We start from the raw sequence: 23,141 nt of genomic DNA on the forward strand, positions 1-23,141 counted from the left end.
CTAATCTGGATCCATGCGCCAGAACCCGAGCTTCGCGATGACCGACGTCGCCGAGCTGCGACGCCTCATCGACCGCAATCCGTGGATGACGCTCGTGAGCTCGACCGACGACGGACTCGTCGCCTCGCACTACGCCGTCATCCTCGATGAGGACCGAGACGACCTCACGATCGTCGGCCACGTCGGCAAGCCCGACGACATGATCCACGGCCTCGGGGAGCGCGAGCTGCTCGTCGTCGTCCAGGGTCCGCACGGCTACATCTCGCCGGGCTGGTACGGCGACGCCGCGAATGTGCCGACCTGGAATTTCGTCTCGGCGCACCTCTCCGGCATCCCGGAGGTGCTGACCCCGGAGGAGAACCTGCGGGTGCTGGACCGCCTCGTGGCTCGCTTCGAGGCGCGGATGCCGCAGCCCCGGCTGCTGTGGGAGCCGCCGAACGACCCCGCCTACGTGGAGCGGCTGGAGAGGGGGACCGTCGGCTTCCGTCTGACGCCGACGCGCGTGGTCGCTAAGCGCAAGCTCAGCCAGAACAAGTCGGCCGAGGTCGTCGACACGATCATCGCTGAGCTGAGCGGCGACGGCGGGTATGCGAATCCCGCCCTCGCCGACGAGATGCGCCGCGCGCACGCCGCGCTGCGGAGCGCGGAGTGACGGCGGTCGGCGATTCCGTCGCCAGTATCACCGACGTCCGCATCGTCGGGCCTGGCAGCGAGCTGCTGCCCGACGAGGGGCCGTTCGACGTCTTCATCGAAGACGGCCTTCTCTCCGACATCGCACCTCGCGGCGCTTTGCGAGAGCGCGGTCAGGTGCTCGACGGGGGAGGCGGATGGCTCATCCCCGGGCTCTGGGACCACCACGTGCACACGATGCAGTGGGCGCTCGTCGTCCAGCGTGTTCCTCTCGGGCACGCGACGTCGGCCGCCCACGCCGCGGCGCTCATGGGCCAGGCGCCGATCGTCGACGACCGGCGCGTCGGCACCGGCTTCCGCGACGCCTTCTGGGCCGACGAGCCCACGCTCGCGCTCCTCGACGCGGCGACCGGCGAGACGCCGACGTACCTCATCAACGCAGATGTGCACAGCGTGTGGCTCAACAGCGCCGCCCTGCGGCGCGAAGGATTCGGGTCCGACACCGGCCTCCTCCGCGAAGAGCCCGCCTTCGAGATCTCGCGCCGGCTCAACGCCGTAGACGACGTCACGGGCGATCGGCTGATCCGCCGGATGGCGACGGATGCCGCGGCCCGCGGGATCGTCGGGCTCGTCGATCTCGACATGGCATGGAACGAGGAGGCGTGGGCCCGGCGCACCCGCGACGGCCTCGACGTGCTCCGCGTCGAGTTCGGCATCTACCCCGACCACCTGTCGCGGGCGCTGGCCGAGGGACTGCAGACGGGCGATGTCGCGCGCGGAGCGGCATCCGATCTCGCCCGAGTGGGGTCCCTCAAGGTCATCACCGACGGTTCGCTCGGCACCCGGACCGCCGCGTGCTCGCACGCCTACCCGGGCGACCCCCGCAACCACGGCATCCTGACGGTGGCGCCCGAGACCCTCGTCGAGCTCATGACAGCCGCGACGGCCGGCGGACTGTCGTGCGCGATCCACGCGATCGGCGATGTCGCCAATTCGCACGCGCTCGACGCATACGCCGTGACACAGGCGACGGGGACGATCGAGCACGCTCAGCTCGTCGCGCACGCCGACATCCCGCGCTTCGGCCGGCTGGGGGTCGGCGCGAGCGTCCAGCCCGAGCACGCGATCGACGATCGCGACCTCACCGACACGATCTGGGCCGGCCAGACGGCCCTCCCGTACCCCCTCGCGGCCTTCGCCGCGACGGGAGCGAACCTGCTCCTCGGCTCCGACGCTCCCGTGACGGCGCTCGACCCGTGGGCGGCGATGGCGGCGGCGGTCTTCCGCACCCGCGACGGCCGAGAGCCGTGGCATCCCGAGCAGGCCCTCAGCGCAGCGGTCGCTCTCGCCGCGTCGACGCACGGCGGCTCCGATGCGCCCGCGGTCATCGCGCCGGGTTCGCCCGCCGACCTCGTGGTGTGCGAGACGAACCCGCTCGCGAGCGATGAAGGGGCGCTGCGCGCGATGCGTGTGACTGCCACTCTGCTCGGCGGGCGCCTCACGCACCTCGGCTGATCGGGGGGTTGTCCCCCCTCTCGATCGGGGAGGCGAGCGGATGCCGCGGCGACCGCGGAACCGGGATGCTGGGGGAGAACCTGGAGGACCCATGAGCACCACAGCCATCCCCGCCGCTCCCGCCATCACGCCGCCCTTCTGGCGCGGCTACGGAGAACTCTGGAAGCGCACGCCCGGCAGCGCCGTCTATCTGCTCGTCGTGTTCGCGCTGGCCATGACATCGCTCAGCGTGCTCGCGAGCCTCTTCTGGACGGGCGTCGGACTTCTCATCCTTGTGATCGGGCTGCCGCTCATCGTGCTGACCCTGCTCGTAGCCCGTGGCTTCGGCGTGGCAGACCGCTTCCTGCTGCAGCTCACCGGCCTCCCCGCCATCACGGAGCCGGAATGGAATCGCGACGACGACGAGCGCACGGGCTTCTGGGCGACGTTCAGCCGTCCGCTGCGCAATGCGCACTACTGGGTGTACCTCCTGCACGGCATGATCGTCAGCCCCGTCGTGAGCACGATCTCGTTCGCGCTCACCGTCGCGTGGCTCAGCATCGGCTTCGGCGGTCTGACGTACTGGTTCTGGGGGCTGTTCATCCCGCGCGGTGACGGCGGGGAGTGGGGTTCGTACGTCGCGGAGGCCGTGCCCTGGCTCTTCGGTGGCTGGTCGTCGTGGGCGGTCGAGGTCGCGCTCTACCTCCTGGCCGGCATTCTCTTCACCTTCACGATGCCCTGGGTGCTGGGCGGGCTCGCCCGCGCGCACCACGCGATCGCCCGCGGCATGCTCGGTCGTTGGGACTCCGACGCGCTCGCCGCCGAGGTCCGTGCCGAGTCCGCGGCGCGCACCGCCGCCGTGCAAGCCGAGGACCAGGCGCTGCGGCGCCTCGAGCGCGACATCCACGACGGACCGCAGCAGCGGCTCGTGCGCCTCCAGATGGATCTCGCGTCGCTCGAACGGCGCGCGGCGGCAGGAGACACGGATGCCGCAGCCGAGCTCGCGCGCGAGGCGCGCGGGCATGCCGCTGCCGCCCTCGACGAGCTCCGAGCCCTGTCCGCCGGCGTCGCACCGCCGCTCCTGCAGGACCGCGGTCTCCGCGCCGCCCTCGAGGCGCTGTCGCTCGCCAGCAGCATCCCGGTACGCGCCGAGCTCGACCCGGCACTCGACGTCGCCGTCAGCCCAGAAGTCGCCCGGACCGTCTACTTCGTCGTCGCCGAGCTGCTCACCAACGCCGTCAAGCACTCGGCGGCGACGGGCGCGACGCTCCGCGCCTGGATCGCGCAGCCGGCCGCCGGCGATACGCCTTTGCTCGATGTCTGGCTCGTCGATGACGGCCGAGGCGGTGCGCAGTTCCGTGCCGGGCACGGCCTGGAAGGTCTGCGTGGCCGGGTGCGCGGCCTGCGCGGCGACCTGGAGCTCTCGTCGCCCGTCGGCGGACCCACCCGCATCGGAGTGCACATCCCGCTCGCGACGACCCCGGCCGCGCCGTGACGACCGCCTATCCTGACGGGGTGACCCGGCCGCTTCGCGTCGTCCTCGTCGAGGACTCCGTGCTCCTGCGCGAGGGACTGGTCCGCCTCTTCGATGAGGCGGGCTACGTGCCGGCAGGCGCGTGGGGCGACGTCGACGATGTCGTCGATCGGGTTCGAGATGCCTCGGCCGACGTCGCGGTGCTCGACGTGCGGCTCCCCCCGGCGTTCAAGGACGAGGGCATCCGTGCCGCGATCGCCCTTCGCGCGGCGCTGCCGCGCCTCGGCATCCTGGTGCTCAGTCAGTACGTCGAGGGCGTCTATGCGCGCGAGCTGCTGGCGGGCGGCGAAGGCGGCATCGGCTATCTGCTCAAGGACCGCGTGACCTCGCTCGACGAGTTCACCGATGCCGTGGAACGCGTCTACGACGGCGGGACGGTGCTCGACCCGCTCGTCGTGCGCGGGCTGCTCGCGGCACGTCCCGACCCGCTGTCGAGGCTCACTCCGCGGGAGCGGGATGTGCTCGAACTCATGGCCGAGGGGCGGAGCAACTCCGCGATCGCGGAGCGCCTCTTCATCGGCGTCGGAGCGGTCGAGAAGAACATCAGCTCGATCTTCCTCAAGCTCGGCCTCGAGGACTCGGCGACCGAGCACCGACGGGTGCTCGCCGTGCTCGCCTTCCTGCAGCACTGAATGCGCAGTCGACGAAGCCCCCGGATCTCTCCGGGGGCTTCGTCGTGCTGACGGCGCCTATTCGGCCAGGTGAGCGAAGAGGAACCAGCGGTCCTTCTCGATGCTCTCCTTGATGCCGATCGCGATGTCCTGGCTCGTGAGGTCGATCTCGTCGAGACCGTCGATGGCGGCCTGCACGTCGGCGATCACGACATCCATGTCCGAGATGACGGCACGGATCGTGTCCTCCCACTGCGAGAAGCCGGCCGAGAGCGTTGTCGGGCGGGTCTTCTCGGCGACGGTTCCGAGACGCGCGTCGATGGGAAGGCCGAGGGCGACGATGCGCTCCGCGGCCTGGTCAGCACCGTCCTGCGCGTGCACGACGATCGTGTCGAGGAGCTCGTGGATGGCGATGAAGTTGGCACCGCGGACATTCCAGTGCGCCTGCTTGCCGTTGACGGCGAGGGCCTGAAGCCCGAGGGCGATCGGGGTGAGGAACTGGGCCGATCCGGCTGCGACCTCGGGGTCGGCAGCCGTGGCTGGGGTGGTCTGGATCTTGGTCATATCGCACGCCTCCGTCTGGACGGGTTCTCGTCGTCCGGGTTCAACGCTACTCAGCGCGATGCATTCCGCAAGGAAGCGAAGGCTGGGCTCACCTGGCTCGTTCCCCTCCCGTAATCTCGGGGCATGACCATCGACGCCGATGCCTCCGTCCTCGTCCTCGCCGGCCGCTCCCCGTCGATCGACGCCTCGGCGTTCGTCGCCGCGGGGGCCCGCGTGATCGGCGACGTCGCACTCGGTGAGGGCGCCAGCGTCTGGTACAACGCCGTCTTGCGCGCTGACAGCGATGCCATCCGCGTCGGCGCCGGCAGCAACCTGCAGGACAACGTGTCGGTCCACGTCGATGCGGGGCATCCGACCGTCATCGGCGAGAACGTGTCGGTCGGACACAACGCGGTCGTCCACGGCTGCACGATCGGCGACGGCTCGCTCATCGGGATGGGGAGCGTCGTGCTCTCGGGGGCGGTGATCGGGGACGGATGCCTCGTCGCCGGCGGCGCCGTCGTGCTCGAGGGCACGGTCATCCCGCCGGGATCGCTCGTCGCCGGCGTTCCGGCGAAGGTCCGGCGCGAGCTCACCGACGAGGAGCGGGCCGGCATCCTCCGCAACGCCGAGACGTACCGTGCCCACCTCTCGACCCATGCCGGCGCAGCGCCGCTGGAGGCGTGACGTGCGCATCGAATCCCTCCGCCCGGACGAGGTCTTCGTCTTCGGCTCGAACGCCTCCGGCGCGCACGGCGGGGGAGCGGCGCGCTTCGCGTACGACCGGTTCGGGGCGATCTGGGGTCAGTCCGAGGGCCTGCAGGGGCAGTCGTACGGCATCGACACGATGTCCGGGCTCCGCGTGTTCGAGGAGCAGGCGGCCCGGTTCCTCGCGTTCGCGGCAGAGCACCCTGAACTCCGGTTCCTCGTGACCGAGGTTGGCTGCGGGATCGCCGGCTACCGTCCCGAGCAGGTCGCGGGCTTCTTCCGCGGCGCGCCGGGCAACGTCGTGCTGCCCGAGTCCTTCACCGCCGTGCTGGAGGGCCTGGGAAGCGCATAGGACCGCGATCCGCAACCCCTTGCGCGACCACAGGCGACGCGGCGTACCGTGACGGTTCCCCTCGCGAACCCGCAGTGCAGTTAGGGGGCGCCGCATGTCGCGTCGCGCCAAGACCTATTCATCCCGCCGCGGCGAGACGGCCGCCACCGTCGCCCTGAGCACGACGGCCTTCGTGTTCGCCGTCGTCGCCGTCTTCCTGGCCGTCATGTGGGGCGAGAGCGGCACGCAGACGTGGGGCGTCCTTGTCGGGATGATGCTCCCCATCGCCCTGACGCTGCTCGCCGCCGTCGTCCTCACGGCCCACCTGGTTCGACTGCGCGTCGTGCGGGGGACGGCGATCCGCCAGAGGATCCGGCGGGAGCTCAGGGCGATGTTCCGGACCGACCTGACCTGAGGCCTGCGTGGCGCGGCTGATCGCGTGTATTAGACTCGTCCGGTGCGCCTCGGCGCGCTCCGGGGATGTAGCTCAATGGTAGAGCCTCAGTCTTCCAAACTGATGGTGCGGGTTCGATTCCCGTCATCCCCTCCAAATGCCCGGACGTGTGCGACTCACTCGGGCTTCGGCTCGGGATGCAGCGTCCCCCGGTGGACCTCGACGATCCGGGTGTGCTTGTTGCCTTCTGCGTGGTCGCGGATGGGCTTGTCCTCCATGAAGAGGCGGATCACGTGCGCCAGCTCGTCGGGGTGGCTGAAGTTGATCGCGTGGGCGGCCGACTCCATCGAGACGACCAGCACGTGGTTGTCGGTCAGCGACGCGATCTCCTGGATCCGCGCCGCCTTCGGGAGGAGGGGATCGCGGTCGCCGAGAACGACCAGCGTGGGCACGTGCATGCTCAGGAGGCGCTCGAGCGAGGGGTACTGGGTGAGCGCCCGGAACATCTTGAAGGTGCTCGGCACGCCGAAGCGCAGGTAGTCGGGCGTCGCGACGCCGACCATCTTCCGGGGCTCGCGGCCGCCGTCCTTCGCGAGCTGCGCGACGGCGCGGCGGAGGGGCTGATTGTGGACACCGCCGGCCGGCGAGACCAGCACGGCCCGCTCCAGCCGCTCGGGGTAGTGATAGGCGAACTCGCAGATGACGGGGCACCCCATCGAGTTGCCGACCAGGGTCACCTTCTCGATGCCCCGGTCGTCGAGGAAGCGCGCCGCGGCGCGGGCGAGATCGGGGACGTCCAGCTGGTCCGGCGCCTTGCCGCTGCGGCCGAACCCCGGCAGATCGGGCACGAGGGTGTGGAACTCGTCCGCGAGCTTCTCGGCCGTCGGGAGGAGGTATCGCCCCGAGAGTCCGAAGCCGTGGACGTGCATCATGACAGGCGCGTCGGGCGGGTTCACGGACTCGCGGTAGAAGACGTCGATCCCGTCGACGAGCGTCCAGCGCTCGGCGAGCGTCGTCTGCGGACGGCGGGGATGCATCCGCCGCCGGTGCTCGAAGTTCGGCGCTGTGCTCGATCCTGTCGTCATGGCTGACACCCCTTCGCATGCCTGAGGGGAACGTGCCATCCGCGGGCGAGCACTGTCAACACCGCGAGGGTGCGAATCGCCCCGCACAGGTGACCCCCTTGCGCGTCGGCTAGACTTCTCGGGGCCGTTCGGCGCGCGCATGCGTGTGCACCCGCCCGGGGCGTAGCTCAGCTTGGTAGAGCGCCCGCTTTGGGAGCGGGAGGCCGCAGGTTCAAATCCTGTCGCCCCGACGTCACGGCCTCTCGAACTCGAAACACCAGACCTTCAGCAGCCGCGCACGCGCGCGGTCCACACGAGGAGAACGAAACGGCATGGTCAACAGCACCGTCGAGAAGCTCAGCCCCACACGGGTCAAGCTGCACATCACGGTCAGCCCCGACGAGCTGAAGCCGAGCATCAAGCACGCCTACGAGCACATCGCTCAGGACGTCCAGATCCCCGGCTTCCGCAAGGGCAAGGTCCCGGCGCCCATCATCGATCAGCGCATCGGTCGCACCGCCGTGCTCGAGCACGCCGTGAGCGAGGGCCTCGACACGTTCTACCGCGAGGCCGTCCAGGCCCAGGAGCTGCGCGTGCTCGGCCGTCCGAGCGCCGAGGTCACCGAGTGGCCGAACGAGAAGGACTTCTCGGGCGACCTCGAGGTCGAGGTCGAGGTGGACGTCCGCCCCGAATTCGACCTCCCCGACTTCGAGGGCACCACGATCACGGTCGACGCGGCCGAGGTCGACGAGGCCGCCATCGACGAGGAGCTCGACCGCCTCCGCGGCCGCTTCGGCACGCTCGTCACGGTCGACCGCCCCGCCACGACCGGTGACTTCGTCGAGCTCGACCTGGTCGCCACGATCGACGGCGACGAGATCGACCGGGCCGAGGGCGTGTCGTACGAGGTCGGCTCCGGCGAGCTCCTCGAGGGCATCGACGAGGCCATCGACTCGCTCACTGCGGGCGAGGACACGACGTTCCGCTCGAAGCTGGTCGGCGGCGACCACGCCGGCGAAGAGGCCGAGGTCTCGGTCACGGTCAACGCCGTCAAGGAGCGCGAGCTCCCCGAGGCCGATGACGACTTCGCCCAGATCGCGAGCGAGTTCGACACGATCGCCGAGCTGCGCGACAGCCTCAAGGAGCGCGTCGGCCAGCAGTCGGTCTTCACGCAGGGCTCTGCGGCGCGCGACAAGCTCGTCGAGCAGCTCCTCGAGCAGGTCGAGATCCCCGTGCCGGCGCAGCTCGTCGAGGACGAGGTGCACAACCACCTCGAGGGCGAGGGCCGTCTGGAGGACGACGTGCACCGCGCCGAGGTGACCGAGGCGAGCGAGAAGCAGTTCCGCACGCAGATGCTCCTCGATGCGATCGCCGAGAAGTTCGAGGTCCAGGTCTCGCAGGACGAGCTCACGCAGTACCTCGTGCAGTCGGCCGCGCAGTACGGCATGGCCCCGCAGGACTTCGTCGACGCCCTGCAGCAGAACAACCAGCTTCCCGCGATCGTCGGCGAGGTCGCCCGCAACAAGGCCCTCGCGGTCGCGCTGGGCAAGGTCTCGGTCGTCGACTCCAACGGCGCTCCCGTCGACCTGACGGGCTTCGTCGCCGTCGACGACGAGACCGCCGCTGAGGACGAGGTCGTCGAAGAGGCCGAGGAGCTTGTGGATGCCGCGGCCGAGGCCGACGAGATCATCGCAGCCGAAGAGGCCGAAGAGAAGCCTGCGAAGAAGACTGCCAAGAAGAAGTAATCAAGGTCGCGACAGCGATCGACAGGAGGGGGTGGGTGCCGCGGCATCCACCCCCTTCGTCGTCCGAGGAGGAGACGGGATGGACTGGGAAGAGCGCATGGCAGCCGCCTGGGCGGCCGAGGTCGGCGACGAAGAGCGCATCGAGATGATCGACGCGCTGGCCGAGGAGCGCCCCGACGATGCGGTGGCGCTCTTCGAGCGCGCAGGGGCGCGGGATTCGGCCGGGCGGGATACCGAGGCGGAGCCGCTGTACCGGGCCGCCCTGGTTTCAGGGCTCGACGAGGAGCGCCGGGTGCAGGCCGTCATCCAGCTCGCGAGCACCATCCGCAACCTCGGCAAGATCGACGAGAGCCTGGCGCTCCTGCGTCAGGAGTACGAGAAGGGGGCCGGCGGCCCGCTTCACGACGCCGTCGCCGCCTTCTACGCGCTCGCCCTCGTCACTGCGGGGGAGGCCGTGCACGGGGCATCCGTCGCCCTTCAGGCGCTCGCGCCGCACCTGCCCCGCTACACCCGGTCCGTGGCCGGGTACGCACGCGAACTGGCCTAGGCGCGCCCCTTCTCTGCCCAGGGCGAACACGGGCGGGTCGTCTGGAGTGCGCCGGTAGATTCATTGGCACGACCACCCGAAACAGGAGTGAACATGGCCGAACCCCTTGTCGCGACGAGCGTCTTCGACAGGCTGCTGAAGGACCGCATCATCTGGCTGGGCTCGGAGGTGCGCGATGACAACGCCAACGAGATCTGCGCGAAGATCCTCCTCCTCGCCGCCGAGGACTCGGAGAAGGACATCTACCTCTACGTCAACTCGCCCGGCGGCTCGATCACCGCGGGCATGGCGATCTACGACACGATGCAGTTCGTGCCGAACGACATCGTGACGGTCGGGATCGGAATGGCTGCCTCGATGGGCCAGCTGCTGCTGACGGCGGGCACGAAGGGCAAGCGCTATATCACGCCCAATGCGCGAGTGCTGCTGCACCAGCCGCACGGCGGCTTCGGCGGCACGGCGAGCGACATCCAGACGCAGGCGCAGCTCATCCTCGACATGAAGAAGCGCCTCGCCGAGATCACCGCGGCGCAGACGGGCAAGTCCGTCGAGCAGATCAACGCCGACGGCGACCGGGACCGCTGGTTCACCGCCCAGGAGGCGCTCGAGTACGGCTTCGTCGACCACATCCGCGAGTCCGCAGCCGACGTCATCGGCGGCGGCGGAACTGCTGCCTGAGACCTGCGGCGAAAGAGAGAGAACCCGAATGAACACCCCGACCTTCGGCATCCCCGGTCCGCAGGGACTGCAGGTTCCCAGCAGCCGCTACGTGCTGCCCCAGTTCGAGGAGCGCACGGCGTACGGCTACAAGCGCCAGGACCCCTACAACAAGCTCTTCGAGGACCGCGTCATCTTCCTCGGCGTGCAGGTCGACGACGCGTCCGCCGACGACGTCATGGCCCAGCTCCTCGTGCTCGAGAGCCAGGACCCCGACCGCGACATCATCATGTACATCAACTCGCCCGGCGGCTCGTTCACGGCCATGACTGCGATCTACGACACGATGCAGTACGTGTCGCCGCAGATCCAGACGGTCGTCCTCGGCCAGGCGGCATCGGCCGCGGCGGTGCTGCTCGCCGCCGGCGCGCCGGGCAAGCGCCTCGCCCTGCCGAACGCCCGGATCCTGATCCACCAGCCCGCGATGGGTGAGGCGGGTCACGGCCAGGCGTCGGACATCGAGATCCAGGCCGCCGAGATCATGCGCATGCGGACATGGCTCGAGGAGACGCTCGCGCGGCACTCGAACAAGACCGCGGAAGAGGTCAATAAGGACATCGATCGCGACAAGATCCTGTCCGCCGAGGAGGCGGTCAGCTACGGTCTGGTCGACCAGGTCCTGACGACCCGCAAGCGCATCCCCGCGGCTCTGACCAAGTAGCCTTCGCCGATGAAGCCCCGCCGTCCCGATCTCAGGGGCGGCGGGGCTTCTTCGTGCGCATCCGTTCCGCTCGCAGCGGAACGGCCGGATTCCGCCTCCACATTGGGCGTCGCAATCCCGCCGCTTGTCGACTGCAACGGTTAGGCTCGACATCAGCCGGCAGACGGCCGGCGCGCAAGGAGGAGAGCCACATGGCCCGCATCGGTGAGAGCGCCGACCTGTTCAAGTGCTCCTTCTGCGGAAAGAGCCAGAAGCAGGTCCAGCAGCTCATTGCGGGCCCGGGCGTCTACATCTGCGATGAGTGCGTAGAGCTCTGCAACGAGATCATCGAAGAGCGCGCCGCGGAGCAGGGCGCCGGTGTCGTGTCGGACTTCGACCTGCCGAAGCCGCGTGAGATCTTCGCGTTCCTAGAGGAGTACGTCGTCGGCCAGGAGCCGGCCAAGCGCGCCCTGTCGGTCGCCGTCTACAACCACTACAAGCGGATCCGCGCGCACGGCACGCTCCAGCCCGCCGAGCAGCGCGCCGACGAGGTCGAGATCGCCAAGAGCAATATCCTGCTCATCGGCCCCACGGGCTGCGGCAAGACGTACCTCGCGCAGACACTGGCGAAGCGCCTCAACGTGCCCTTCGCCGTCGCGGACGCGACCGCGCTCACCGAGGCCGGCTACGTCGGCGAAGACGTCGAGAACATCCTCCTCAAGCTCATCCAGGCCGCCGATTTCGACACCAAGCGCGCCGAGACCGGCATCATCTACATCGACGAGGTCGACAAGATCGCCCGCAAGGCCGAGAATCCGTCGATCACGCGCGACGTCTCCGGCGAAGGCGTGCAGCAGGCGCTCCTCAAGATCCTCGAGGGCACGGTCGCGTCGGTGCCGCCGCAGGGCGGCCGGAAGCACCCGCATCAGGAGTTCATCCAGATCGACACGACGAACGTCCTGTTCATCGTCGCCGGGGCCTTCGCAGGACTCGAAGACATCGTGTCGACCCGCGTTGGCAAGCACGGCATCGGCTTCGGCGCCCCGCTTCACGACAAGGGCCAGGACCTCGATCTCTTCAGCGAGGTGCGGCCGGAAGACCTTCACAAGTTCGGTCTCATCCCCGAGTTCATCGGTCGGCTCCCCGTCGTCGCATCGGTCTCGCCGCTCGATCAGCACGCTCTCATGGAGATCCTCACCGAGCCCAAGAACGCGCTCGTCAAGCAGTACCAGCGCATGTTCGAGCTCGACGGCGTGGAGCTCGAGTTCGAGCGCGACGCACTCGAGGCGATCGCCGACCTAGCCGTCGCGCGCAAGACCGGCGCCCGCGGGCTGCGTGCCATCCTCGAAGACGTCCTCGGGCCGATCATGTTCGAGATCCCGTCGGCCGAAGACGTCGACAAGGTCATCGTGACGCGCGCTGCCGTCGAGGAGGGCGCCGCCCCGACCCTCGTTCTGCGGCACAAGCGCAAGAGCGCCTGACGGCGCTCCCTGACGGACCCTCCCGCGCATCGGTTCGGAGTCTGACCCGTGGAGGAATTCACGCCGGATCTCGAAGGCTTCACCGGCGTCCTGAGCCTCCGGCGCGGCGACGACATCCTCGGCGAGTGGGCGGTCGGCCTCGCGGACCGCACGGCCGGCGCGCTCAACACCCCGGCTACGCGTTTCGGGCTCGCGAGCGGCACGAAGACCTTCACGGCGCTCTCGGTCCTGTCGCTCGTCCAGGACGGCGCACTCGCCCTCGACACGCCGGCGAGACAGATCCTGGGCGATGACCTGCCGCTCATCGCCGACGACGTGACCGTCGACCATCTGCTGACGCACACGTCGGGGATCGGCGACTATCTCGATGAGGAGATCGACGCGCTCGCGCCGATGACGGTGCCGGTCCAGGCGCTCGACTCGACGCCCGCCTACCTCGCGGTCCTCGACGGCTTTCCGACGAAGTTCCCCGCAGGCGAACGCTTCTCCTACTGCAACGGCGGCTACGTGGTGCTGGCGGTCATCGCCGAACGCGTCTCGGGTCTCTCCTTCGCCGACCTCGTGGGCCGACGTGTCTTCGACCCGGCCGGGATGACGGCATCCGTTTTTCCGCGGTCGGATCATCTTCCCCCCGGGACCGCCACCGGGTACAAGGACGATGGTCGCTCGAACATCTTCGAACTGCCCGTGGTTGGCTCGGGTGACGGCGGCGCGCATTCGACGGCCGCCGACCTGCATGCCTTCTGGCAGGCGCTCGTGTCCGGCCGCATCGTGTCGCCCGAGATCTTCGCGCTCGCGACACAGGAGGTGACCCCCGACGCGGGCGACGGCCTCGGCTACGGGCGCGGAATCTGGCTGGACGGCGCCGACTTCGTCCTGGCAGGGTCGGACCACGGCGTGACGGCCGTGAGCCGGCACGACCCGGTGACCGGCGCCACGGTTTCGGGCCTGGCGAACATCGAAGTGCCGACGTTCGCGCGGACGCGGGACCTCATGGGGGCTGCGCGCCGCGGCGCTCGTGTCGGTGGTCCCTTTTAGTCTTCGCAGATGAGCATCCGGCCCTTCGCCGTGCACGTCCCAGACTCCCAACTCATCGATCTCCATGAGCGGCTCGACCGGTTCCGGCCGCTTCCGGACTCGCCCCGACGCCCTCCGTCGGGAATGTCGGGGACTTACCTCGCCGACCTGGTCGGCTCCTGGCGCGACCTGGACTGGCGCGCGCGCGAGCGCTGGCTCAACGGGCATCCCCAGTTCATCGCCGAGATCGACGGTGCCGAGGTCCACTTCGCGCACCTGAGGGCGACGGATGCCGCGGCCCCCGCGCTCCTCGTCATGCACGGCTGGCCGCACACCTTCGCGCTGCAGCTCGATTTCGCCGACCTCCTGCCCGACTTCCACGTCGTCGTGCCGAGCCTGCCGGGGTTCGCGTTCTCCACCCCGTACTCCGACCGTCCGATCAACGAGGAGAATCTGGCGCACACGATGGACGCGCTGATGACGGAAGTCCTCGGCTACGAGCGGTACCTCACCTACGGCGAGGATGTGTCGGCGAACGTCAACGACCTCCTCGCCGCGACGCGGGGCGACCATGTGCTCGGCGTGATCGCAACCCACGCGCATTTCCCGTCGACGGGTGAGCGAGCGGCTCTGAGGGAGCCGGCCGAGGTCGCATTCTTCGAACGACTCCGCGCCGATCATCAGGCCGACGGGGGCTACGGCCACATTCAAGCCACGCGACCCGACACCCTCGCCGCGGCCCTGAACGACTCGCCGGCCGGTCTTACCGCGTGGCTCGCCGAGAAGCTCGTCGAGTGGAGCGACACGCCGTCGCGCGAGCCGGAGTCGGTGGAGCGTCGCATCTCGCGCGATCGGATACTGACCGAGGCGATGATCTACTGGGTGACCCAGTCGATCGGAACCTCCTTCCGGCCGTACTACGAGGGCGCCGACCAGCCGCAGCCGATGCCGCCCGTCGAGATCCCGGCCGCGGTCTTCATCCAGCAGCACGAGGGGGACTACCCCGAATCCCTCGCCCGCCGGTTCTACCGCGACCTCCGCGTGTTCGAGCGTCTGGACGAGGGCGGCCACTTCGCGGTCGCGGAGGTGCCACAGGCGATGGCCGACCGGGTCCGGGCGTTCGCGCGCGAGCTGAACCTGGTCGGGTAGAGGCGGCCGGCGGAGCGGCCGCCCCACCGTCAGGCGGCGAGCCCGCGACGCTTGAGAAGGGGCTCGATCTCGGCATCCCGTCCACGGAAGTCCCGGTAAGCCTCCAGGGGGTCCTTGGACCCGCCGACGCCGAGAAGACGCTGGCGGAACCGGTCGCCATTGCCGCGCGTGAGCCCGCCGTTCTCACGGAACCACTCGACGGTGTCGGCGTCGAGAACCTCGCTCCAGATGTACGAGTAGTAGCCCGCGCTGTAGCCGCCGGAGAACACGTGCGCGAAGTAGGTGGAGGAGTAGCGGGTCGGCACCACCGGGTTGTCGAGCCCGATATCGGCGAGAGCGGATGCCTCGAACTCGGCGACATCGATCTCGGTCGCCGCCTCGGCGGCGCTGAGCGAGTGCCATGCCTGATCGATCCACGACGCGGCGAGGTATTCGCTGGTCGCGAAGCCCTGGTTGAACGTCTCCGACGCGTCGAGCTTCTCGACGACCTCCGCGGGAAGCGGCTCGTCGGTGTCGATGTGGCGCGCGTACTTCGCCAGCACCTCGGGCCAGTAGATCCACATCTCGTTCACCTGGCTCGGGAACTCCACGAAGTCGCGGAACACGTTCGTGCCGGCGAAGTGCGGGTACGTCACCGTGGCGAACAGGCCGTGGAGCGCATGCCCGAACTCGTGGAAGAGGGTTGTGACCTCATCGAGGCTCAGCAGCGTCGGCTTGCCGGGGGCGGGCTTGGGCACGTTCAGGTTGTTGACGACGACCGGGCTCGTGCCGCGCAGCCGGGACTGCGAGACGATCGAGTTCATCCACGCGCCGCCGCGCTTGGTGTCTCGCGTGTAGAGGTCGAGGACGAAGAGTCCGAGCGGCGAGCCGTCGGCGTTGTGCACCTCGAAGACGCGGGCGTCCGGGTGGTATGCGCCGAGATCGGACCGCTCGGTGAATGTGATGCCATAGAGCTCGGTGGCGGCGTGGAACACACCGTCGCGGAGGACCCGCTCCGCCTCGAACCACGGGCGAAGCGCCGCCCGGTCGAGGTCGTACTCCGCCTGCCGGACTTTCTCGGTGTAGAACGCCCAGTCGTGCGCTTCCAGCGGGAAGGGCTCCGCCTCGTCGTCGACGATGGCCTGGAGGGCCTCCTGCTCGCGCCGCGCGTTGCGGGCGGCCGGTGCGGCGAGCCTCCGAAGCAGGTCCTGCACCGCCTCGGGGGAACCCGCAGTCTCGTCGGCGGTCACGAATGCCGCGTGCGAGGCGTATCCGAGGAGTGCGGCACGCTCGGCCCGCAGGCGGACGATCTCGCGGAGGACGTCGCGATTGTCGTGCTCGTTGCCGCGCGAGCCACGTGCCCGCGAGGCATCCAGGATCCGCTTGCGGCTCTGCCTGTTCGTGAGGCTCGACAGATACGGATGCCCGGTGAAGAGCGTGAGCGTCACGAGGTACTTGCCCTCGAGTCCGCGGTCGGCCGCCGCCTGGGCGGCCGCGGACAGCTCGCCCTCCTGCAGGCCGTCGAGATCGGCGGCATCGTCGAACACCACGGCCAGCTCGTTGGTGTCGTTCAGGAGGTTCTTCTCGAACGTCGTCGTGAGGGTCGAGAGGCGCTGGTTGATCTCGGTGAGCCGCTTCTTCGCGTCGTCGTCGAGGCCTGCACCGGCCTGCGTCATCTCGCGGAAGTGCCGCTCCACCAGGTAGCGCTGCTCGGCATCCAGGTCGAGCTCGTCCAGCTGCTCGTGAAGAGTCTTGATGCGCCAGTAGAGCTGACCGTCGAGCTGGATGGAGTCCTGATGCGCCGACATCAGCGGTGCGAGCTGCTCTTCGATCTGCTGGATCTCGGGCGTCGCGTCGGCGGACGAGACGGTGTAGAAGGTCCGCGAGATGTCGCCCAGAAGACGCCCGCTCTCCTCGAGGGGCACCATCGTGTTCTCGAAGGTCGGCATCGATCGGACTCGCGTGATCGCGGAGATCTCGTCGCGATGCTGCGCAAACGCCTGCTCGAAGGCGGGCAGATAGTGCGCCGGCTGGATCGCAGCGTAGTCGGGCAGCTGATACGGGAGCGGGCTGGGGGTGAGCAGGGGGTTCTCGTTCGCCATGCGATCAGCCTAATCGGGCCGTCGGCGGTCACCTAGGAATCTTTGCAAAGAACTTCTTGCAAAGACGTCTTTGCAAGCTCTACTCTGTCTTCATGGACGAACAGCAGGCAGCGGAGCTCTCGGCAGCCGCACGCGTCGAGGCCCGGCATGCTCAGGACCGCATCCTCGACACCGGCGCTCTTCGAGCCCTCGCGCACCCGCTGCGCGTCCGGATCTACGACATCCTCAGCCAGTACGGACCGCAGACGGCCAGCTCGCTGGCCGAGCGACTGGGGGAGTCGAGCGGATCGACGAGCTACCACCTCCGAGCCCTCGCGAAGCACGACCTCATCCGCGAGGTCGACGGCCGCGGATCGGCGCGTGAGCGCTGGTGGGAGCGCCCGATCGGCGGCGTATCGTTCGCCAATGGCGAGGCCCTCAAGACCCCGTCCGGGCGAGCCGCGACGCAGATCGTCATGAGCGAGTTCTTCCAGCTCCGTCAGGAGCAGCTGCTGCGGTTCATCGACCGCGGGCTTTCCAAGGAACCGGACGACTGGCAGGAGGCGAGCATGGTCTCGACCGCCACCGCCCGTCTCACCCCCGAGCAGAGCACCGAGCTCACCCGCAACATCATGGCCTTGATCGATGAGGCCGTGGACAAGTACCGCAACCAGACCGGGGACGACGTCCGGCCCGTCACCATCCGCGCCGACGTCTTTCCCCTCCCCGAATTGGAGGACCAGGCATGACCGCAATGACCTCGCACCAGATCTCCACGACCGCGGTCGACCGCGCGCTTCTTCGCACGGCATCCGCCCTCGACGCCTTCGTCGCCGGTCGCGTCCAGCGCCGTGCCGCCGCGACTCCGGTGGCCGCGATCCAGCACGACGCCTCGCGCACGCAGGCGCAGGCACTCGCGGCGATCGGGATCATGCCGCGATGACCGGCACCGTGGAGAAGACCGAAGCGTCTGCGGCCGAGCGGAGAAGCAGGGCCCCGCTCGGCCGCGACTTCGCAAAGCTCTGGACCGCCGCCGCCTTCAGCAACCTCGCCGACGGCCTCGGCCGCACGGCCGTCCCGCTCATCGCGACCACCCTCACCCGTGATCCGCTCGCGATCTCGGTGATCGGCGCCCTCGCCTTCCTCCCATGGCTGATCTTCGGCCTCCCCGCAGGCATGATCGTCGACCGCTTCGACCGTCGCATCATCATGGCGATCGCGAACGGGATCCGCGGGGGTGTGGCCCTCTGGCTCGCGATCCTCACCGTCAGCGGCGGCTTGGAGCTCTGGGCGCTGTTCCTCGGCACCCTGATCTTCGGCCTCGGTGAGACGCTCTTCGACAACGCGACGAACGCCGTCATCCCGGGGGTCGTCACCCGCCCGCAGCTCGACCGCGCCAACGGGCGCATGCAGGCGGCGCAGATCACCATCGACATGTTCATCGCGCAGCCCATCGCGGGCGTCCTGTTCGCCGTCTCGCTCGCGCTGCCGCTCTGGATCGGATCGGCGGGATACCTCGTGCCGATCGTGCTCGCGCTGCTGCTGCCGATCTCGGCGGCGCGCCCGCTTCGCGAGGACGACAGGGTGACGGATGCCGCGGCCCCCGACGTCGCCACGGCGGGCCCGGTGGCCGAGCCCGTTCCCGCGCCGGTGCCTCGAGCACCGTCGAAGACGAGCGCCCGAGAGGCCGTCTCATACCTGTGGCACCACAAGTACCTGCGCACGATGACGATCTACACGTCACTCGTCGGAAGCGCGCTCTCGTTCGCGCAGGCCGCGACCATCCTGTACTTCCTCGACGACCTGGGCGTGCAGCCGTACGCGATCGGCTTCGTCACGGCCGGCATCGGCGTCGGCGCGCTCGGCGGATCCCTCGTCGCCCCGCGTCTGGTCGAGCAGTTCGGACGAGGCTGGGTCATGCTGGGCGCCAACGTCGGCGCGGCCCTCGGTCTCGGCCTGACAGGGGTTATGCCCGAGGTCTGGTCCGCCAGCGCGGCCTACGCTTTCGGCGCGTTCTCGATCTCGGTCTGGAACGTGCCGTGGGGCGCCCTTCGTCAGCAGATCGTGCCCGCGCGACTCTTCGGACGCGTCCTCGGCATCATCCGCACCTGCACATGGGGCATGTTCTCGATCGCAACGCTCCTCGGCGGCTGGGTCGCGCAGACCTCACTCCGGCTGCCGTTCGTCGCGGCGGGCGTGTTCATCCTGGTCGCGACGGTCTGCGGCGCGCACCTGCTCGTCGTGGGCACGCGCAAAGCCGGCGCCGAGGTCGGCGACCCGCACGCGGTCTGACCCGCGGGCCATATAACCGCAGGCCATGTAACCGCGGGCCGTGTGACTGCGGGGTCAGTGACCCCGGGGTCAGTGACCGCCGAAGCTCGTCTCGTCGTCATGCCGCACGACCGGCTCGCCGTCGTCGTCGAGCGTCACGATGACGCCCGTGTCGAGCTCGGCGATCGGCCGGCCCTCGAGCCACGTCAGCGTCCACCGGGGGCGCGGCTGACCGAGCTCGTCCTTGGGGGTCGCGTCGTCGACGCCGCGCACGCCGCGTACGAGAGCCTCGGGGACCCCGGCCGGCGGCTGGTCGCCGGATGTCCATCGCGTTCCCAGCTGCATTGTCAGACCTCCACGGGTGCAAGTTCGATGTCGGCGACCGCGATGGCCTCGGCATCCGCGTATTCGACCTCGGCGATGCGTCCGACGGCCTTCAGATCGCCCTCGGCGAGCCGCAGGGCGGCGACGGATGCCTCGGGCCCCGCGATCGCCAAGCGGGCCACGGGTGTCTTCTGCGAGGCCTTGGCCTCGGTCTTCGCCCGCCGCACGCCGACGAGAGCCTCGCTGACGGCGTTGAGCACAGCCGGGTCGCCGTCGATCCCGAGGGGCTCGGGCCACTCGGCGAGGTGCACGGAGTCGTCGTGGAACCACGACCACGCCTCCTCCGCCGCGAAGGCGAGAACCGGCGCGAACAGGCGCAGGAGCGTCTCGAGCGCGATCCGCAGGGCCAGCGCCGCCGATGCCTGGCCGACGTCGGCCTGGTTGTAGGCGCGCTCCTTCACGAGCTCGAGGTAGTCGTCGCAGAACGTCCAGAAGAACGACTCGGCGATCTCGAGCGCTCGCGCGTGGTCGTACGCCTCGAGCGCCTTCGTCGCGTCGCGCACCACGCCGTCGAGAGTCGCGAGCATCGATGCGTCGAGCGCGTGCGTTACCTCTGCCCCCTCGGGGACGGGGAACGAGAGCACGAACTTGGCGGCGTTGAGCACCTTGATCGCGAGGCGGCGGCCGATCTTGATCTGCGTCGGGTTCTGCGGATCGAAGGCGGCGTCCGTGCCGAGCCGGCTCGACGCGGCCCAGTAGCGCACGGCATCCGACCCGTGCTGCTCGAGGATATCGGCGGGCGTCACGACGTTGCCCTTCGACTTGGACATCTTCTTGCGGTCGGGGTCGACGATGAAGCCCGAGATCGCGGCATCCGTCCACGGCGCGCGACCGTCTTCGAGCGCGCTGCGCAGGAGAGTCGAGAAGAGCCAGGTCCGGATGATGTCCTGACCCTGGGGGCGCAGGTCGAACGGTGCGACGAGGTCCCACAGCTCGCTGTCGCGCTCCCACCCGCCCGCGAGCTGCGGCGTGAGCGATGAGGTCGCCCAGGTGTCGAAGATGTCCTTCTCGCCCTCGAAGCCGCCCGGCACACCGCGCTGCTCGGCCGTGTAACCGGGCGGGACGTCGGTCGTCGGGTCGACGGGGAGCTGGTCGAGGCTCGGCACGATCACGGAGTCGTAGTCGCGCTCGCCGTTATCGTCGAGGCCGTACCAGACCGGGATCGGCACGCCGAAGAACCGCTGGCGCGAGACGAGCCAGTCGCCGGTCAGGCCGTTGGTCCAGTTCTCGAAGCGCACGCGCATGAACTCGGGATGCCACGACATCTCCTGGCCGAGGGCGATGAGCTTGTCGCGCAGAGCCGCGTCGCGCGCTCCGTTGCGGACGTACCACTGCCGCGTCGAGACGATCTCAAGCGGCCGATCGCCCTTCTCGTAGAACTTCACCGGGTGCGTGAAGGGCTTGGGGTCGCCGATGAGCTCGCCCGACTCCTGCAGCAGCTCGACCATGCGCTTCTTGGCGCTGAACACCGTCTTGCCCGCGAGCTCGGCGTACGCCGCCTTCGCGGCATCCGTCACGATCACGTCCGGCGCGTCGGCGAGCACGCGCCCGTCCATGCCCAGGATCGTGCGATTCGGCAGGTCGAGCTCGCGCCACCAGATGATGTCGGTCACGTCGCCGAAGGTGCAGATCATGGCGATGCCCGAGCCCTTGTCCTGCTGAGCGAGCGTGTGGGGGAGCACCGGCACCTCGACGTCGAAGATCGGGGTGCGCACGGTCGAGCCGAAGAGCGGCTGGTACCGCTCGTCGTCCGGGTGGGCGACGAGAGCCACGCACGCCGCGAGGAGCTCGGGCCGGGTGGTCTCGATGAAGACGTCGCCCGAGCCGTCGGTCTTGTGGAAGGCCACGCGGTGGTAGGCCGCCGGCTGCTCGCGGTCCTCGAGCTCGGCCTGTGCGATCGCCGAGCGGAAGTCGATGTCCCACAGCGTCGGTGCGAGCGCCTGGTACGCCTCGCCGCGCTCGAGGTTCCGGAGGAATGCGAGCTGGCTCGTCCGGATCGTCTCGTCCGAGATCGTGCGGTAGGTCTGCGTCCAGTCGACGCTCAGGCCGAGCTTGCGCCACAGCGCCTCGAAGTGCTTCTCGTCCTCCACCGTGAGCTTCTCGCAGAGATCGATGAAGTTGCGGCGGCTGACAGGCACCTGGTCGGCGGCCTTGCTGCTCTTGTTGTCGCCGCCCTCGTACGGGGGCGTGAAGTCCGGCACATACGGCAGGCTCGGGTCGCACCGAACGCCGTAGTAGTTCTGCACCCGACGCTCGGTCGGAAGGCCGTTGTCATCCCAGCCCATCGGGTAGAACACCGTCTTGCCGCGCATGCGCTCGTAGCGCACCTTCACGTCGGTGTGCGTGTAGCTGAAGACGTGCCCGATGTGCAGGCTCCCCGATGCGGTGGGCGGGGGAGTGTCGACCGAGAAGATCCCTGCGCGCCCGACCTCGGCGGCCTTGGCCCGGTCGAACAGATACGTGCCGCGCTCGCGCCACGAGGCATCCCACTTGTCTTCGAGACCCTCGAGTGCGGGCTTGTCGGGAATGAGCGCATCGGCCATGGGGGTCTCCTCGGCGATATGTGCGGCACTGTGTGAGCGTGCCTGAGTGTGGGATGTCCGACGATTCTACCGGCCGCACGCAACCCCGCTCGGCGCGAGTCCGCGGTATCTGTCCGGGCGTCGCGGCGGCCGACGAGCGGAGGGGGAATCGGCCGGCGGAGGGTCGAATCCTAGGAAAGCCCCTCCTTCGCTCGGATCGCCGCCGCTCCTCGGCGGCGCGGCCGGGGTGCGGAGGGTCGGGATGCCGAGAGCCGCCTCCTTGCCGCGAATCCCCCCCCCGCCGGGGTGGGGCGATCGCGGCTCCTCCCCAGCCCGGGCGCCGGCCCGCGAGTGCCCGGATGGCGCCCGTCGAAGCGCAAGCGGGCTCGAGCGGCGCGAGCATGGGCCGCATGACTCTGGCAGATCGCGTGCAGTTCCTCGTCGCCGCCGTGCGGGCGGCGGGTGGTGCGATGCGAAGCACCTCCGCCATCACGCAGGGCCACTCCCAGTGGGTCATCGACGCCGCCATCCAGGGGCGCCTGCTCACCCGGGTGCGGCGGGTGTGGCTGGCTGTTCCGGATGCCGACCCCAACGTGCTGCGAGCGGCCCGGGGTGGAGTCGTGCTCACGTGCGTGACACAGGCCCAGCGGCTCGGCCTGTGGGTGCTCCGCGCCGACCGCATCCATGTGGCGGCCGGGACCTCACAAGGCCGCGTCGACGTCCCAGCCGGCACCGCCGTGCACTGGTCCCGCCCTCTCGTACCGCGGTCGCCGGACACGGTGGTCGATTCCGTGGAGAACGTGCTCTGTCTCACCGCGTCATGCGTCCCGCACGATGAAGCGCTCGCGGTCTGGGAGTCGGCGTTGCGGAAGGGCTTGGTCGATCGCCCGACGCTGGCTCGATTGAATCTGAGCGCGACTGCGCGCCGCCTCCTCGAGGAGGCCAATCCCTTCGCCGACTCGGGCCTGGAGTCTTTCGTGCCTCCTCGGCTCCGATGGTTGGGGCTCAGGATCATCCCGCAGGCGTGGATTGCCGGCCATCGCGTCGACTTCCTGATCGGGGATCGGCTCATCCTCCAGATCGACGGCGCGCATCATGTCGGCGTCCAGCGCACGAGCGACATCTCGCACGATGCGGCCCTCATGCTCGCGGGCTATCACGTGCTGCGAGTGGGGTACGACCAGGTCGTGCATCGCTGGCCCGAGGTGCAGGACCTCCTCATGCGGGCCGTGGCCCAGGGACTCCACCGCGCCGCGTAACCGCAGCCGCGGCATTCTCCGCTCCTCCGGACGTGCGGAG

The 23,141-nt window shown here is 69.4% G+C and carries 23 protein-coding genes and 2 tRNA genes; 20 read left to right on the forward strand and 5 right to left on the reverse strand.

The window, feature by feature from the left end; all coding sequences use genetic code 11:
• Positions 1–13 precede the first annotated feature (13 nt).
• The 4 genes from G5T42_RS14490 to G5T42_RS14505 all read left to right on the forward strand — a co-directional run bounded on the left by G5T42_RS14490 (position 14) and on the right by G5T42_RS14505 (position 4,290).
• Positions 14–652: an FMN-binding negative transcriptional regulator gene (locus G5T42_RS14490; RefSeq protein WP_165129497.1), complete on the forward strand. Its 639-nt coding sequence runs from the start codon at positions 14–16 to the stop codon at positions 650–652.
• A complete protein-coding gene (locus G5T42_RS14495; protein ID WP_165129498.1) occupies positions 649–2,145 on the forward strand; it encodes an amidohydrolase family protein in 1,497 nt (498 codons plus the stop codon). The genes G5T42_RS14490 and G5T42_RS14495 overlap by 4 nt, the downstream gene beginning before the upstream one ends.
• 91 nt (positions 2,146–2,236) lie before the next feature.
• Positions 2,237–3,619, forward strand: coding sequence for a sensor histidine kinase (locus G5T42_RS14500; protein ID WP_165129499.1), 1,383 nt, complete (start codon positions 2,237–2,239; stop codon positions 3,617–3,619).
• 20 nt (positions 3,620–3,639) lie between these two features.
• The gene (locus G5T42_RS14505) at positions 3,640–4,290 is read left to right on the forward strand and encodes a response regulator transcription factor (RefSeq protein WP_165129500.1); all 651 of its coding nucleotides are present in this window, start codon (positions 3,640–3,642) and stop codon (positions 4,288–4,290) included.
• A gap of 57 nt (positions 4,291–4,347) precedes the next feature.
• Here the strand turns inward: G5T42_RS14505 and G5T42_RS14510 are convergent, their stop codons facing one another.
• Entirely contained in the window at positions 4,348–4,833 is a 486-nt protein-coding gene (locus G5T42_RS14510; protein ID WP_165129501.1) for a DNA starvation/stationary phase protection protein, read from the reverse strand.
• Positions 4,834–4,956: 123 nt separating this feature from the next.
• On the opposite strand from G5T42_RS14510, the gene G5T42_RS14515 reads away from it, so the two are divergent.
• The 4 genes from G5T42_RS14515 to G5T42_RS14530 all read left to right on the forward strand — a co-directional run bounded on the left by G5T42_RS14515 (position 4,957) and on the right by G5T42_RS14530 (position 6,401).
• Positions 4,957–5,499 (forward strand): gamma carbonic anhydrase family protein, encoded by a 543-nt coding sequence (locus G5T42_RS14515; protein WP_165129502.1) that lies wholly within the window; start codon positions 4,957–4,959, stop codon positions 5,497–5,499.
• A gap of 1 nt (position 5,500) precedes the next feature.
• The gene (locus tag G5T42_RS14520) at positions 5,501–5,872 is read left to right on the forward strand and encodes a hypothetical protein (RefSeq protein ID WP_206535655.1); all 372 of its coding nucleotides are present in this window, start codon (positions 5,501–5,503) and stop codon (positions 5,870–5,872) included.
• A 94-nt stretch (positions 5,873–5,966) separates the two neighbouring features.
• Positions 5,967–6,266, forward strand: coding sequence for a hypothetical protein (locus G5T42_RS14525; protein WP_165129504.1), 300 nt, complete (start codon positions 5,967–5,969; stop codon positions 6,264–6,266).
• A 61-nt stretch (positions 6,267–6,327) separates the two neighbouring features.
• A tRNA-Gly gene (locus G5T42_RS14530) sits at positions 6,328–6,401 on the forward strand.
• A gap of 20 nt (positions 6,402–6,421) precedes the next feature.
• Here the strand turns inward: G5T42_RS14530 and G5T42_RS14535 are convergent.
• Positions 6,422–7,330 carry an alpha/beta hydrolase gene (locus G5T42_RS14535; protein WP_165129505.1) on the reverse strand — a complete coding sequence of 303 codons (909 nt, stop codon included), beginning with the start codon at positions 7,328–7,330 and terminating at the stop codon, positions 6,422–6,424.
• Positions 7,331–7,486: 156 nt separating this feature from the next.
• Between G5T42_RS14535 and G5T42_RS14540 the strand changes: the two genes are divergently transcribed.
• The 8 genes from G5T42_RS14540 (at position 7,487) to G5T42_RS14575 (ending at position 14,605) form a co-directional block, all read left to right on the forward strand.
• Positions 7,487–7,560 (forward strand) — tRNA-Pro (locus G5T42_RS14540).
• Positions 7,561–7,641: 81 nt separating this feature from the next.
• Complete coding sequence (gene tig, locus G5T42_RS14545) at positions 7,642–9,054, forward strand: trigger factor (RefSeq protein ID WP_165129506.1); 1,413 nt, start codon at positions 7,642–7,644, stop codon at positions 9,052–9,054.
• 79 nt (positions 9,055–9,133) lie between these two features.
• On the forward strand, positions 9,134–9,601 hold the full coding sequence (locus tag G5T42_RS14550) for a tetratricopeptide repeat protein (RefSeq protein ID WP_165129507.1): 468 nt from the start codon (positions 9,134–9,136) through the stop codon (positions 9,599–9,601).
• Between the two features lie 93 nt (positions 9,602–9,694).
• On the forward strand, positions 9,695–10,279 hold the full coding sequence (locus G5T42_RS14555; protein ID WP_165129508.1) for an ATP-dependent Clp protease proteolytic subunit: 585 nt from the start codon (positions 9,695–9,697) through the stop codon (positions 10,277–10,279).
• 28 nt (positions 10,280–10,307) lie between these two features.
• Complete coding sequence (locus G5T42_RS14560; RefSeq protein WP_165129509.1) at positions 10,308–10,979, forward strand: ATP-dependent Clp protease proteolytic subunit; 672 nt, start codon at positions 10,308–10,310, stop codon at positions 10,977–10,979.
• 191 nt (positions 10,980–11,170) lie between these two features.
• Positions 11,171–12,439: an ATP-dependent Clp protease ATP-binding subunit ClpX gene (gene clpX, locus G5T42_RS14565; RefSeq protein WP_165129510.1), complete on the forward strand. Its 1,269-nt coding sequence runs from the start codon at positions 11,171–11,173 to the stop codon at positions 12,437–12,439.
• A gap of 48 nt (positions 12,440–12,487) precedes the next feature.
• Positions 12,488–13,477: a serine hydrolase domain-containing protein gene (locus G5T42_RS14570; protein ID WP_165129511.1), complete on the forward strand. Its 990-nt coding sequence runs from the start codon at positions 12,488–12,490 to the stop codon at positions 13,475–13,477.
• Positions 13,478–13,486: 9 nt separating this feature from the next.
• The gene (locus tag G5T42_RS14575; RefSeq protein ID WP_165129512.1) at positions 13,487–14,605 is read left to right on the forward strand and encodes an epoxide hydrolase; all 1,119 of its coding nucleotides are present in this window, start codon (positions 13,487–13,489) and stop codon (positions 14,603–14,605) included.
• A 29-nt stretch (positions 14,606–14,634) separates the two neighbouring features.
• Here the strand turns inward: G5T42_RS14575 and G5T42_RS14580 are convergent, their stop codons facing one another.
• Positions 14,635–16,686, reverse strand: a complete 2,052-nt coding sequence (locus tag G5T42_RS14580) for a M3 family metallopeptidase (RefSeq protein ID WP_165129513.1) — start codon at positions 16,684–16,686, stop codon at positions 14,635–14,637.
• Between the two features lie 92 nt (positions 16,687–16,778).
• Here G5T42_RS14580 and G5T42_RS14585 point away from each other — a divergent pair, with 92 nt between their 5' ends.
• From G5T42_RS14585 to G5T42_RS14595, 3 genes are read left to right on the forward strand one after another with little or no spacing between them, the layout of a single operon-like run.
• Positions 16,779–17,414 (forward strand): helix-turn-helix domain-containing protein, encoded by a 636-nt coding sequence (locus G5T42_RS14585; RefSeq protein ID WP_165129514.1) that lies wholly within the window; start codon positions 16,779–16,781, stop codon positions 17,412–17,414.
• Positions 17,411–17,608, forward strand: coding sequence for a hypothetical protein (locus tag G5T42_RS14590; RefSeq protein ID WP_165129515.1), 198 nt, complete (start codon positions 17,411–17,413; stop codon positions 17,606–17,608). Before G5T42_RS14585 ends, G5T42_RS14590 begins: the two co-directional genes overlap by 4 nt.
• Positions 17,605–18,957, forward strand: a complete 1,353-nt coding sequence (locus G5T42_RS14595; protein ID WP_165129516.1) for an MFS transporter — start codon at positions 17,605–17,607, stop codon at positions 18,955–18,957. The genes G5T42_RS14590 and G5T42_RS14595 overlap by 4 nt, the downstream gene beginning before the upstream one ends.
• Before the next feature lie 69 nt (positions 18,958–19,026).
• Here G5T42_RS14595 and G5T42_RS14600 read toward each other — a convergent pair whose 3' ends face one another.
• Together G5T42_RS14600 and valS are read right to left on the reverse strand one after the other, a co-directional pair.
• Entirely contained in the window at positions 19,027–19,281 is a 255-nt protein-coding gene (locus tag G5T42_RS14600; RefSeq protein WP_165129517.1) for a hypothetical protein, read from the reverse strand.
• A gap of 2 nt (positions 19,282–19,283) precedes the next feature.
• Positions 19,284–21,863 (reverse strand): valine--tRNA ligase, encoded by a 2,580-nt coding sequence (valS, locus tag G5T42_RS14605; RefSeq protein ID WP_165129518.1) that lies wholly within the window; start codon positions 21,861–21,863, stop codon positions 19,284–19,286.
• Between the two features lie 389 nt (positions 21,864–22,252).
• Here valS and G5T42_RS14610 point away from each other — a divergent pair, with 389 nt between their 5' ends.
• Entirely contained in the window at positions 22,253–23,101 is an 849-nt protein-coding gene (locus G5T42_RS14610) for a DUF559 domain-containing protein (RefSeq protein WP_165129519.1), read from the forward strand.
• The last annotated feature ends 40 nt before the right edge of the window (positions 23,102–23,141 follow it).

Origin of the sequence: Microbacterium sp. 4R-513 (genome assembly GCF_011046485.1) — a bacterium.
GTDB lineage: Bacteria > Actinomycetota > Actinomycetes > Actinomycetales > Microbacteriaceae > Microbacterium.